The organism is Aneurinibacillus thermoaerophilus (assembly GCF_900099925.1).
GTDB lineage: Bacteria > Bacillota > Bacilli > Aneurinibacillales > Aneurinibacillaceae > Aneurinibacillus > Aneurinibacillus thermoaerophilus.
Window position 1 is genome coordinate 35858 of record NZ_FNDE01000016.1, and the last position, 13842, is coordinate 49699.

A 13842-nucleotide genomic window follows, 5' to 3' on the forward strand; every position below is an offset into this window, starting at 1 on the left:
TTATTTCATTTCGGCATTTTGAACGAACTTTTCAACGAAACGATGCGGTTAAACACTAGCTTATCTGACGTAGTGTGCTTCGGATCAACATTGAAATACCCGTGACGAAAGAATTGGAACTTATCATGCGGTTTTACGTCTTTCATATTCGGCTCGACAAAACCCTGTACGATTTCGAGCGAGTTCGGATTTACATAATCCAGGAATGTCTTACCTTCCTCCTCTTCTCCCGCTTCCTCATCCAGAATAAGAGGCTCGTACAACCGAAATTCGGCTGGTACCGCATTCTTCGCTTCTACCCAGTGGATCGTTCCTTTCACTTTGCGTCCCGTAAAACCGGTACCGCTCTTCGTTTCCGGATCATACGTACAACGTAGCTCCACTACGTTACCGTTCTCGTCCTTAACCACTTCATTGCACTTGATAAAATACGCGTGCTTCAAGCGTACCTCATTGCCCGGATACAGGCGATGATACTTGCTTGGCGGATTCTCCATGAAATCGTCTTGCTCAATGTAAATCTCTCTGGAAAATGGAATTTGGCGCACGCCCATTTCCGGATTTTCCGGGTTAATTTCCGCGTCCAGCATTTCCACCTGACCTTCCGGATAGTTCGTAATAACAACTTTCAGCGGACGCAACACACCCATCGTTCGCGGTGCTTTTAGCTTTAGATCTTCACGAATAAAGTGCTCCAGCATCTTCGCGTCAACCAGACTGTTGCTCCGGGCAACGCCAATTTCACGGCAAAACGCACGAATCGCTTCCGGCGTATATCCCCTTCGACGCAGACCAGAGATAGTTGGCATACGCGGGTCATCCCAGCCATCCACATATTGCTCGTCCACAAGCTGCTTCAGCTTACGCTTACTCATCACGGTATTTGTCAAGTTCAAACGGGCAAATTCGTACTGGCGCGGGGTATGCTCCATCTCGCATTCCCGGATAATCCAGTCATACAATGGACGATGATCTTCGAATTCCAGCGTACAAAGCGAATGGGTTACACCTTCAATCGCATCTTCCAGAGGATGTGCGAAGTCATACATTGGATAGATGCACCATTTATCCCCAGTATTGTGATGTGTAGCATGGGAAATACGGTACAATACTGGATCGCGCATATTAATATTCGGAGAAGCCATATCAATTTTGGCACGCAATACTTTTTCCCCGTCCTTAAATTCGCCCTTACGCATACGCTCAAACAGATCGAGATTCTCTTCCACAGAGCGATTGCGATACGGACTCTCCTCACCCGGTTCAGTCAACGTACCGCGCGTTGCGCGAATTTCTTCCGGCGAAAGATCACAAACGTATGCTTTTCCCTTTTTGATGAGGAGTACAGCCCGGTTATACATTTCCTCAAAATAATCGGAAGCGAAGTACAACCCATCCCATTCGAAACCGAGCCATTTCACGTCTTCTTTGATGGCTTTGACGTATTCCCTGTCTTCTTTTAATGGGTTGGTATCATCAAAACGCAGGTTTGTTTTACCGTTGAATTCGTCCGCTAACTCAAAGTTCAAACAAATGGATTTAGCGTGTCCAATATGTAAATAGCCATTCGGTTCCGGCGGAAAACGCGTGACGATCGTATCTACCTTCCCGGATTTTAAGTCTTCTATAACGATATTTCTAATAAAGTTGGAGGAACTCGGTTTTTCCAAAACGATCAACCTTTCTATATTGAAATAAAAACGCCCCGAAGCGTTTTTGCCTTTGTTATACATAATATCGTCTGCATATAGAGAGTTCAACATGCCTAGTTCCGGCATCCCTTATTCTCTACAAACAGCTATAGTTTTATTTTTTCCAAGGATGTGGCTTTTTAGGGAAACAACATAATGAGCCTTCTACTCAAACGTAAAGCCAAGATCCTCGGCGTTTGTTAAAGAGCGAATATCACTATCCTATATAGTGATCTTTTATGTAACCCATCATATGATTCTGTCTTTCCAGTTCCTTTTTTAAACTTTCATAGTTCTCAATCATAGCGCTATAGTATTGCATAAACTTATCTTGTTCAGCTTTATCAGGAAGGCTAATTTCAAATTGGAGAAATTTCCTTTCATCTAAATATTTTCTATTTGTCGTACCGGAGCTGGACTCTTTAACGATCGCCATAAACTCTGATGTCGAAGTAAATAAGTTGAACCAATCAATATTGAGCAACTCATGTTTTGCTTCATATGTCCAAAAGTTCCCCGTTATAATCGCACCTTCCAACTCCTCCGGAACAATTCCAAACGCCCCGTTCCTTGCATCTATTCTCGACAATAAAAATTGTCCTCTTGATATTTTAAACTGTCTTTTTGTACCAATTTCCTTTCCATAGACAATATCCCTTAGATAAATTCCACCATGATTCAACTTTATCGTAACCCTTTTATACTGGGTTTCATCATCTAAAATTAAAGTATCTTTTATTCTTGTTAACAATTGACCTATTTTATACTTTCTTCTTTTTCTATTAATAGAACGCACGTAATCCAAAAATGCAATTGTATTTTTCTTCCGTTCTTCCATCAGGTTTATTGCCTTTGTGCTTGTATTTATCATGACATCTCTAAGCTTATCTGCTGAAAAACAATCATCGTTTTTATTTTTATTAGGGTTCTTGATATCCAAGTTATAGTTTCTCTCAGTAATTTCATGAATAGATACCAACCAGGCATGTTCGTTGGCGCTCCTATTGTTCCACCATTTGCGTTCTATTTCAAACTCCTCATATCGAATCGGCCGTGTTTTGGAATATTTCTTATACTCGTCTGGAAGCGGATGTTCAAAATACCAAATATGTTCAGTAGATTTTCCGCCTTCAATAAAAAGCAAGTTCGTCTCAATATCAGTATAAGGTTCAAAGACTCCTTTCGGCAGCCGAACAATGGTATGAACATTCCATTCTCTTAACAATTTCTTCTTTATATTGATTTTTACTGTATCCTTTTCAAACAAAAAATTATCTGGCAAAATTACACACGCCCTACCGTTTTCCTTCAGCAAATACATAAGCAGTACCATGAATAAGTCCGCGGTTTCTTTCGTTCTAAATTGAAGGGGAAAGTTGCTAGCAATTCCATCTTCCTCTTTTCCGCCAAAAGGGGGATTGATCATAATGACATCCACTTTATCCACTGGTTTGTACTCTTCAACATTTCTAGTCAAAAAGTTATCACGGCATATTTTGGGAATATCGATGTCGTGCAAAATCATGTTTGTTACCGCAAGCATATATGGCAGCGGTTTCTTTTCAATCCCGATAATGGTTTCCTGCAAAATCCTGTTGTCATCAACGCTTTTTATCTGTTGTCTAAGATGCTCCAGCGCACTTAGTAAATAACCACCGGTACCACAGGCAAAGTCTAACACTTTTTCTCCCAGCCGGGGATTAACCATGTTCACTACAAATTGCGTTACCGGGCGGGGCGTGTAATATTCCCCCGCGTTACCGGCGCTCTGTAAATCCTTTAAAATCGTTTCGTAAATATCGTTAAATATATGCCTATCTTTTTGGGTAGTAAAATCAATCTCGTTTAATTTACGAATGACTTGCCGCAGTAAAGCTCCCGATTTCATATAGTTATAGGAATCCTCAAATACTGATCTGACAATACATGCTTTGGAATGGCTATTTCCATCGAAATGCAGCTCTTTTAACCCTTTAAATAGCTTGTTGTTAACGAACCCCAGCAATTCTTCGTCGGTCATGCCTTTGTCGTCTGCCGTCCAGTCTCTCCATCTTAAGCCTTCCGGAATGATCGGTTCATAATTATCATACAATCGTTCCCATTCTTCTTCTTTTGCGTCAAAAACTTTCAAAAATACCATCCATACCAGTTGAGAAATACGCTGGGCGTCGCCGTCTATCCCGGCGTCTTTTCTCATAATATCCTGTACAGATTTAATCACTGACAAAACGGACATTCAGCACTCCCCCTTCTTATCGTCCGAGCTATGTTATACTACTATTATTTCTCAAATCCGCTCAATACCGTGAAAAACTGCTTGAGAAACTCATAGAACCGCTTTTCTGTAGGCAACAGCTCACGGTCACTCGGAATAATCACGCCCACGGTACGGGTAACAGTCGGCTCACTGATAGGAAGCTTCACTGTTGCGCGCGGTATGCTATCAACTAATGTAATTTCAGGAATCAGCGTGACGCCAAGACCAGCTGCCACCAGCCCCTTAATTGCGTCAATGTCTTCCCCCTCAAATGAAACTTTAGGCTGAAAACCAAACTGCCGGCAAGCATTGACGACAAGCTCGCGCAGGATAAATCCTTCAGGAAACAACACAAACGAATCATCCCGCAGTTGACTCAATTGCAGAGAAGATTGACCCGCGAGGGGATGATGGGCTGGCAGAAGTGCAACAATATTCTCCAGGAACAAGATATGGCCCTGAATCTGTTTCTCATGTTTGGGTACCGGGCCAAGCAGCGCCAGGTCGATTTCCCCTTTGGCCACCGCATCAATCAAAGAGCGGTAGGAGCCTTGACGCAACTGAAATTTAACCTGAGGGTGACTTTCGCGAAATGCGGAGATAACGGTAGGTAGTGTATAGGCAGCCAAACTGCTCGGAAATCCAATACGAATCGTACCCAGTTCCGGGTCGAGAAATTCTTCGATTTCCCGCTTCGCTTTTTCGATCACCTGCATCGCCTGCTGCATGTATGCCAAAAAACTTCTTCCGATCGGGGTTAATCTAACGTTCCGCCCCTCCCGAATAAACAAATCAACTCCCAACTCTGATTCTAAGTTAAAAATCTGACGGCTTACAGCCGATTGTGCCACATGCAAAGCAAGTGCCGCCTCAGTTACATGTTCTCGTTTGGCCACTTCGATAAAATACTGTATTTGCCTCAATTCCATTCTCATCACTCCACTGTTTAATCATCTCATATCGGCATTAATATTATCTAAATTTTATATTGTTTCGATTAATTTTCAATTATAAAATACACCTGTAATTAAATAACTCGGCTATCCTCCAAAAACAATGGGTACTAAAGTAAAGCCTAATTGGATAAACCGAACGATAAAATTACAAAATATTCAGTATATTACTTTAAAGGTGGGGGGGAGAACGATGGCTACCGTACAACAAGTGCAACAAACAGAAAGGGAAGTTCTTAATCCATATCAAATCGTACAAACACAGATTGAAAACGCAGCGGCCATTCTCGGACTTGAGCGCGACATTGTAGAAATTCTAAAAAAGCCCAAGCGTGTTCTTTGCGTTACTTTCCCGGTGAAAATGGACGATGGCAGCATCCGCGTGTTTGAGGGATACCGCTCGCAACATAATGACGCAATCGGGCCAACAAAAGGCGGCATCCGCTTCCATCCTGAAGTGACGATGGATGAAGTTAAAGCGCTATCGATGTGGATGACCTTCAAGTGCGGCGTAGTAAGCCTGCCATACGGCGGCGGAAAGGGTGGCGTGATCTGCGATCCGCGAACCTTGAGCCAAGGAGAAATCGAACGGATCAGCCGGGGATTCATGGAGGCAATTGCGGATATCGTCGGCCCGGACAAAGATATTCCTGCACCGGACGTATACACCAACCCGCAAATTATGAGCTGGATGATGGACACTTTCAGCCGCATGAAAAGATCGTTCAATCCAGGTGTAATTACCGGCAAACCGCTGATCGTTGGTGGCTCCAAAGGACGCAATGAAGCGACAGCTCGCGGCTGCGTGTACACCATTGAGGAAGCGTTAAAAGACGCGGGCAGGCAGATGCGAGGCGCTACGGTAGCTATTCAGGGATTCGGCAACGCGGGACGAATCGCCGCTAATCTTCTGGCCGCACAAGGCTGCAAAATCGTGGCGGTGAGCGATTCCAAAGGTGCGCTGTACAATCCACAGGGACTTGACCTTGACATAGTAAAACAATTAAAAGATTCGTCGACGATTATGAATTATGACCAGTGTTACCACCTGCAACGACCGGAAGAAATTCTGGAGCTCGACGTAGACATTCTGATTCCAGCTGCGCTTGAAAACGTAATTACCTTGAAAAACGTAGACAAAGTGAAGGCACGTATCGTGGCGGAAGCAGCCAATGGCCCTACTACACCGCAAGCGGACAAAGTACTGTTCCAAAAAGGCATCCTCGTCATTCCTGACATTCTGGCTAATGCTGGCGGCGTAACAGTATCTTACTTCGAATGGGTTCAAAATCTGATGAATTTCTATTGGAGCGAGGAAGAAGTCAATCAGAAGCTGCGCGACGTGATGGTTCAGTCTTATCGAGAAGTGCGTTCGCTCGCACACGAATACCGAACCGATTTCCGTACAGCCGCCTATATGATTTCCCTGAAACGTATCGCCGAAGCGATGAAAGCACGCGGTTGGATATAAAATAGCGTTTAAAAAATATTTATTATATACTCCCTTTTTTAGACAAAGTGTGGCGGCAAAGCATTCTATACCACCTCAAAAAAGAAAACTTTGCCGCCGCCTCCCACTTTGTCTGAAAAATCTATCAGCTTTCACTATGATAGTTTTAAAAAAAGCATTCAAGTTATATTTGCTTTTAACTCCTTTCCCCTTAGACTCTGAATAGTTTCCAATTCCCACGACAAATGTGAACCTCGATTCTTGATTCTTGTGCCTTTGGCATTTTTCTGTGTAAAAAGAGAGCATTTCTAATCATACTGATTAAAGAGTGGGATGACAGATTTTTTCATTAGATCAATAAACGCATGTACAGTTGGCGATAGATTGTCACTTTTCCAAGCAAGGGCCGTCGTAGTGGTAAATGGATGATTCCGAATGTCACGATAGACAACTTTAGTTTTTAATACATATTGTATAAAAGATGGTACGAGAGCTACTCCCATTCCTGATGAAACAAGAGATATGACAGTAGGTAATTCCTGTGCTTCTTGTACTACCTTTGGATGGAATCCTGCCTGATAACAACAGTTCATCACTGTATCATAATGACTTTGATTTGCCTTTCTTCCCGTTAAAATGAATGGATCGTTAGATAAATCAACAAGATTTATTGGGGATGTTTTAGAAGCTAAAGGATGATCCTTTGGTAAAGCAATCACCATTGGTTCTTGTCGAATCACTTCAACATGAATGGTGTCATTTTTTATTTTTATAGGATGACAAAGTATTCCTATATCAATATAGCCTTCGTGTAAAGCTTTTACTTGTTCTGCTGTTGTTAACTGTTGCAAATCTATATGAATATTAGGGTATTCCTTTCGATAGAGCTCTATAATGGTTGGAAGAATATCATAGACTGCTGAAGCTATGAAACCAATCGTTATTTCTCCAGCCTCTCCGCGGTTCACCATTCTTATCGTTTCGATTGCTCCCTCTAAATCCTTAAAAATCTGATAAACTTTTTCTAAAAACAATTGGCCTTCTTTTGTTAATTCTACCTTTCTTTTCGTTCGATGGAAAAGAGGCACCCCTATTTCTTCTTCTAATTGACGGATTTGAAGACTTAATGGTGGCTGTGCCATATTTAAACGAGCTGCAGCTTTACCAAAATGTAATTCTTCAGCTACTGTTATGAAATATTTCAAATGACGCAGTTCCAACATATGACCCCCTTTTTAATACTTATTATATATTAATATCTCTATAAATATATATTAGACATATTACAATGAGTTTTGTAAGGTGGAAATAGAATATCTCTTCCATAACGAATGATTCTATGAAAATGGAGGTTATCATGCGAAAAGTTTTTCTCCTCACGATAGGTATGTTCGCTCTTGGGTTTGATGCCTATGTGATAGCTGGTTTGTTGCCGAATATAGAGGTAACGTTCAAAATAAGCGCCTCACAAACAGGACAAGCAGTGAGTGTCTTCACCCTTTTTTATGCACTAGCAGCCCCAATTTTTGCGACATTGTTGGCTGGAAAACCAATGCGCAGGATTTTAGTAGTGGCACTTGCAGTATTCTCATTAGGCAATGGGGCTAGTGCACTAGCCTCGAGTTTCTCCATGCTGCTTATGGCTCGTGCAATTGCAGGTATCGGAGCTGGGCTTTATTCCCCGCTGGCCGCTACAGCTGCTGCATCCCTTGTTTCCGAACAGAAACGCGGCCGTGCTCTTGGCATAACACTAGGCGGCATGAGCACAGGAACGGTCGTAGGGGTTCCACTTGGATTGATTATTGCTGAACATCTAAATTGGCACGCAACTCTCTGGTTCATCACTGCACTAGGTCTTATCGCCATGATAGGAATTGTAATATGGTTTCCAAATTTTCCAGCTTCAGCGCCACCCTCACTACGTCAACGTGTGGCCATGATGACCAATGGACGGGTTGCAGCAATTGTTGGCATCACTTTTATGACCAGTATTGCCAGCTTGGGTCTCTATACATATATCGCAACCATTTTAGATAACCTGGCAGACATTCCTATGATCACACCCTATCTTTGGGCATGGGGCATTGGTGGCGTAGTCGGGAGTTTTTCCATCGGTACTTTGATTGACCGAGCGAGTAGACCAGGTTTACTCATGTCCGGCATTTTAGTCATAATGGCTTTAGCCATGTTCAGCTTACCATTCGTGCTTCAATTTCCGATACTATCATTCCTGCCTTTCATTCTATGGGGGGCGATGGGTTGGGCCTCGCAAGCCCCGCAACAACATGAATTACTTTGCTTACAACCTAATCACGGCGCAGCTGTCGTTGCTTTAAATAGTTCCGCTAATTATTTAGGTAGTGCGATAGGGTCCGCTCTTGGAGGGGGAGTAATGCTAGCTGGATTAGCACCTTCCCAACTTCCATTTGCTGCCGGTTGTCTAGTATTAGTGACTTTACTGGGACAATGGGGGATTGTGTCAAGCAAAAGAAAGCATGGAAGAGTGAGAGAAAACATAGAAAATCAAATGCAATAAAGACTATCTCGAAATTTGATAAAAACATAATATGTATCGCCTTTATACTCAATTGGTGTCAAAAATAAACAATAAAATTCAACAGAGGCTTGAATATAAAAAAGAAACCCCCGAGTGTTCTTCTCAGAACCGCTCGGAGTTTCTTTTCTTAATCTTTCAGATCCTTGTCGGATAGAATCCCTTTGCTCAGATATCCACAGAATTATTTGAATTTTTAATCGTTGGTTAAGGAGGAATGATATCAATAATCTGATGAATCCCCTACTACTTTATATAAAATTCTTAACGGAACCTAAAATTATTCCGATTAAAATAAAAGATACTATATAAAATCGTAATTAATATATCGGCATTCTTTCGTGGTTAGAAAGGAGGAAGAATGATAAGAAGAAAAAGAAAGACTCCAGAAGATAAACAGGATATCACTTAGGAGGAACAATCATGTTACGTAGTATAAAGGGCAAGTTAGCCATTACTTTTTTATTGATCATTACGATACCAATCACCGTAATTAGCAGCATTGTTTATATCAACATGAAGCAACAAATTCTTGATGATTTTATTCAAGCAAATACGAAAGAAGTTATCCAGGTCGATAATGGAGTTTCTCTTTACTTTGAAGCTATTCGAGAAAATCTTGCCATGATGGCAAATAATGCGACTGTGAAAAAAGCAGATCAAACGATTAAGTCATATATTAATCAGCCCAATACAACAAAGCTTACGCCATTGGAAAACGGAGGCATTGAGGCTGAAATTTATAAAGAATTTATGCATTACGTGGAATCGCATCCCAATACATCTGCCGCTTTTTTAGCAACAGTAAACGGCGGTTACACCCAATACCCTGTAAAAGAAATGAAGCCTCATTACGATCCCCGCAACCGTCCTTGGTACAAAGCCGCTATGGCTAAACCAGGGGAAGTAGTTATTACTGATCCATATATTTTGTCTGCAACGAATACGATTGCGGTAAGTGAAGTTACCATGCTGAAGGATGCTAATGGAAAACCTGCGGGTGTTGTAGGAGTAGATGTTAACTTAGAGAATTTGACCGAAGTATTAAAAAATATGAAAATTGGAGATTCTGGCTATGTCATGATGCTTTCCCAGGATGGAACGATTCTTGCTCATTCCAAACGTCCTGACATGATTTCAAAAAACATTAAAGATTTAAAAAATGATGAGTTAGCATCCATTCACAATGTGTCACAAAAACATTTTGAAGTAAATATAGATGGGTTGGATTATGTTGCCAACGTTTATACTTCCAAGAAAACCGGCTGGAAATATATTTCCTTTATTGAGCAGCAAGAATTAAGTAAGAGCGCAAACCATATTGGCTATGTCATTCTATTTGTAAGCTTAGGCTTTGGAGTTATCGCATTGGGCGTAGCAATGATTATTTCCTCTAGATTTTCCAAGCCAATTACTATGATTATTGACCATATGAAGCAAATTGGCATCGGTAACTTAACGCAAGAAGTTCCATCAGCATTGCTGAATAGGAAAGATGAAGTCGGAATTTTAGCCCACTCTCTTGAATCTATGCAATCATCGATCCAACATTTGGTGGCACAACTAATAAATGCGGCAAAGAAACTAGTCGATTCATCGGAACAATTGTCTTCTCATGTTGAACAAAATATGAAGACAATTAATCAAATTGTATCGTCTGTTCAAGAAGTAGCGACGGGTGCCGATAACCAATTACAACGCACGGAAGAAAGTGCCAGAGCAATGGAAGAAATGGCTATCGGTATACAACGAATTGCCGAATCCACTTCAAATATTGCAGAATCGTCATTGGAAACATCGAAAGAAGCTGAAAAAGGAAACGGTACGATTCAACAAGCTGTTCAGCAAATGAATGAAATTGAAGATGCCGTGACCCATTCACTGAAAGTAGTCAAAGTATTGCAAGAGCGTGCAACCGAAATTGTAAGTATAGTACATATGATTACAGATATTTCTTCACAGACCAATCTTCTCGCATTGAATGCCAGCATTGAAGCGGCACGTGCCGGTGAACATGGCCGAGGTTTTGCGGTTGTAGCCGACGAGGTAAGAAAACTTGCGGAACAATCATCTGAATCGGCCGATAAAATCATTACTCTTATCCAGGAAATTCAACGTGAGACAAACCGAGCGATGGATTCAATGGATTTTGTTAGTGAAAGTGTGACGAATGGTATCAAAATGGTTCAGGAATCGGGAAAAGCATTTCAACGTATACTTGGCGAAATTAAAAATATTACCGAGCAAATTCATGATAACTCCGCTGTTTCTGAACAAATGTCTGCGTCTAGTGAAGAAGTAACCGCATCTGTTGATGAAACAGCTCAAATTGCAAAAATGTCAACTGCACATATGCAAAATGTTTCCACTGCATCTGAACGTCAACTAGCAGCAATGAAAGCTTTGCAAACCTCTTCCGAGGAATTGCATCAACTATCCAAAGAACTAAACCAACTGATCGACAATTTTCAAGTGTGAAAAATTCACACTCTGTAATTTTTTATAATATGTCTCCATCTAAATGATTGATCATGTTTTATAATTATTCATTTTATAAATATACAGGGGGAATTTATTCATGAAAAAGAAAAACTTTTTACTCGGATTGGGACTGACCTTCTCTCTTTTACTAACGTCACAAGGCCCTGTCTTGGCAGCGCAGCCAGTACAGGAAACTACATCACGTATCGTGCAAAATATTCAAGCGCTTGATCAAGGAAAATGGGCACCGAAAAACTACGAAGCTATTCAAGCTCTTATTGACCAATATGGAATAAAAAATCCTTCATACAATCCCGAAAAAAAGCCTTATGTCATCTTTGACTGGGACAATACTAGCATTATGCACGATACGGAAGAAGCGTTATTTGTTTACCAAATAAACAATCTGGCCTTTAAAATGACTCCTGAAGAATTTGCCAAAGTACTTCGTGCCAATGTCCCGGCCGGCGCATTCTCCGCTCAGTATAAAAATGCAGACGGCAAAACGATAACACTTGAAGCGATTGCTTCGGATATCGAATCAGATTACAAATACTTATATGATCATTACAAAGGTTTTAAAGGCGAAAACTCTCTTGAAGACATTGTCAAAACTGATGAGTTTCAAGATTTCCGTAGCAAAATGCTCTTCCTTTACGAAGCGATAATCGGTACTCATGGCAGTAAAGTAGGTTATCCCTGGGTTCTGCAATTCTTTACAAATATGACAACCCAGGAAGTACAAAAGCTTGCGGAAGCTTCTAACGATTACTCTCTTGGAGATGCCATTAGAAAGGTTACATGGACAAGTCCAACATCACTTGCCGGTAATGCCGGGGTAGTAACGGCTACACACATCACAGGAATCCGTCTTACTCCGGAAATTGCAAACCTTATGAACACTTTCCGCTCCAACGGAATCGATGTTTACGTTGTTTCAGCTTCTATGGAAGAAGTAGTGGAGGTATTTGCCACGAATCCGAAATATGGTTACAACCTACCGAAGGAAAATGTGATTGGCATGCGGTTAGAGACAAATTCTGACGGTAAAATTATACCTAAGTACAAACAAAATTGGTTTATTACAGTAAATCACGGCAAAACGGAAGTTATCCAGTCAGAAATCGCCAAGAAACGCGGCTATGGGCCTCTCTTTATCGCCGGAGATAGTGACGGGGATTACGAAATGATGACCGAATTTCCTGATACTAAATTAGTTTTGATCATCAACCGTGTAAAAGACGGAAATATTGGTAAAGCAGCAGCCCGTGCTACAGAAACTGCGAATAATAAACAACCAAAATTCATCCTGCAAGGACGCGATGAAAATACTGGCATGTGGATCCCGTCTGAATCCACGATTAGACTTGGCAAGTCGGAACCGGAACTTTTGAAAAAATAGTAAGTACTGTTGTACAAGAACCGTTCGGAAAAATGACGAACGGTTCTTGTATATTCAATATGGGTTAAGCTGCATTCAGGAAAACATAGAATTTAAGATTGTTTATCTATCTCTTATGTTCTGTTCATTCCGTACAATGCGAATTGTCTCTATAAATTTCGCCAATGCATTTGTCATGTGCGATCCCGACCTGTACACAAAAACGGTAGAAACGATACTGTATTCTTTTGGGATAGCGTAGCATCTTACTTCCCCTTCCGCTTCCAAATGTTTTACTGTCATCTTGGGAATTAGCGTAATTCCCAAACCGGAGACAACACTACCTAAAATCGTTTCAAGTGTACCAAACTCCATCTCTTTCCCCGGTACGATTCCTTCCGATTCCAGCCATCGTCTCAATCGGGCCCGGTAACCACATCCTGGGCCAAATACAAGAAGCGGTTTTGTTTTTATATCATCCAAAGAAGAGGAACGAGCATTTGCCACGAGAACCAATTCTTCTTCAAATACTTGCTCCTGGATAATGTGAGGATGTTCAACAGGCCCTGTGACAAATGCGCCGTCAAGCTTACCGTTTATTACTTCGCGAATAAGATGGCTCGTAACTCCCGTGATAAGGGATAAATCCACCTGTGAGTATTTGTGATGATAGGCAGATAAAATGACAGGAAGTTTTACGACGGTTTCGACGGAACCGATTTCCAATGTGCCGCGCGGGTTATCTTTGTCTTGAAATGATTCTACCATTTCATCCATCATTGCTAAGATTTTTTCTACGTAAGATAATAACCGTTTTCCTTCCGAATTTAGTGTCATACCACGGCTATGACGATAAAAAAGCGGCGTTTGCAGCTTGATTTCCAACTGTTGAATTCTTGCTGTTACATTAGACTGAACATAATTCAGTTCTTTAGCTGCCTTGCTAATGCTTCCATGCTGCGCAACAGCTTGAAAAATTCGCAAATCTCGAATCTCCATGTGCATCCTCCATACTATTTGCCAGTTAGCTATCATTTATAATGATAGCTTATATCTATTTTAAGCATTTTACATG

At 41.3% G+C, this 13842-nt stretch carries 9 protein-coding genes; 4 read left to right on the plus strand and 5 right to left on the minus strand.

Translation table 11 applies throughout. The features are described 5' to 3' along the window. Positions 1-5 precede the first annotated feature (5 nt). The 3 genes from BLR88_RS09740 to BLR88_RS09750 form a co-directional block, all read right to left on the minus strand. Positions 6-1679 (minus strand): glutamine--tRNA ligase/YqeY domain fusion protein, encoded by a 1674-nt coding sequence (locus BLR88_RS09740; RefSeq protein ID WP_057900192.1) that lies wholly within the window; start codon positions 1677-1679, stop codon positions 6-8. A 229-nt stretch (positions 1680-1908) separates the two neighbouring features. After that, complete coding sequence (locus tag BLR88_RS09745) at positions 1909-3927, minus strand: N-6 DNA methylase (protein ID WP_091260549.1); 2019 nt, start codon at positions 3925-3927, stop codon at positions 1909-1911. Positions 3928-3971: 44 nt separating this feature from the next. Next, the gene (locus BLR88_RS09750; protein ID WP_057897267.1) at positions 3972-4877 is read right to left on the minus strand and encodes a LysR family transcriptional regulator; all 906 of its coding nucleotides are present in this window, start codon (positions 4875-4877) and stop codon (positions 3972-3974) included. Between the two features lie 217 nt (positions 4878-5094). On the opposite strand from BLR88_RS09750, the gene BLR88_RS09755 reads away from it, so the two are divergent. Continuing rightward, positions 5095-6372, plus strand: a complete 1278-nt coding sequence (locus tag BLR88_RS09755) for a Glu/Leu/Phe/Val family dehydrogenase (protein WP_057897266.1) — start codon at positions 5095-5097, stop codon at positions 6370-6372. A 287-nt stretch (positions 6373-6659) separates the two neighbouring features. On the opposite strand, the gene BLR88_RS09760 is transcribed toward BLR88_RS09755, so the two are convergent. Next, positions 6660-7571 carry a LysR family transcriptional regulator gene (locus BLR88_RS09760; protein WP_057900191.1) on the minus strand — a complete coding sequence of 304 codons (912 nt, stop codon included), beginning with the start codon at positions 7569-7571 and terminating at the stop codon, positions 6660-6662. Positions 7572-7708: 137 nt separating this feature from the next. Here BLR88_RS09760 and BLR88_RS09765 point away from each other — a divergent pair, with 137 nt between their 5' ends. From BLR88_RS09765 to BLR88_RS09775, 3 genes are all read left to right on the plus strand, one after another. Continuing rightward, positions 7709-8887, plus strand: a complete 1179-nt coding sequence (locus BLR88_RS09765) for an MFS transporter (protein WP_057897265.1) — start codon at positions 7709-7711, stop codon at positions 8885-8887. A gap of 441 nt (positions 8888-9328) precedes the next feature. Further along, on the plus strand, positions 9329-11383 hold the full coding sequence (locus tag BLR88_RS09770) for a methyl-accepting chemotaxis protein (RefSeq protein ID WP_091260550.1): 2055 nt from the start codon (positions 9329-9331) through the stop codon (positions 11381-11383). Positions 11384-11483: 100 nt separating this feature from the next. Beyond that, complete coding sequence (locus tag BLR88_RS09775; protein ID WP_057897263.1) at positions 11484-12788, plus strand: haloacid dehalogenase-like hydrolase; 1305 nt, start codon at positions 11484-11486, stop codon at positions 12786-12788. Positions 12789-12890: 102 nt separating this feature from the next. Here the strand turns inward: BLR88_RS09775 and BLR88_RS09780 are convergent, their stop codons facing one another. Continuing rightward, positions 12891-13766, minus strand: a complete 876-nt coding sequence (locus tag BLR88_RS09780) for a LysR family transcriptional regulator (RefSeq protein ID WP_057897262.1) — start codon at positions 13764-13766, stop codon at positions 12891-12893. Positions 13767-13842: the final 76 nt, after the last annotated feature.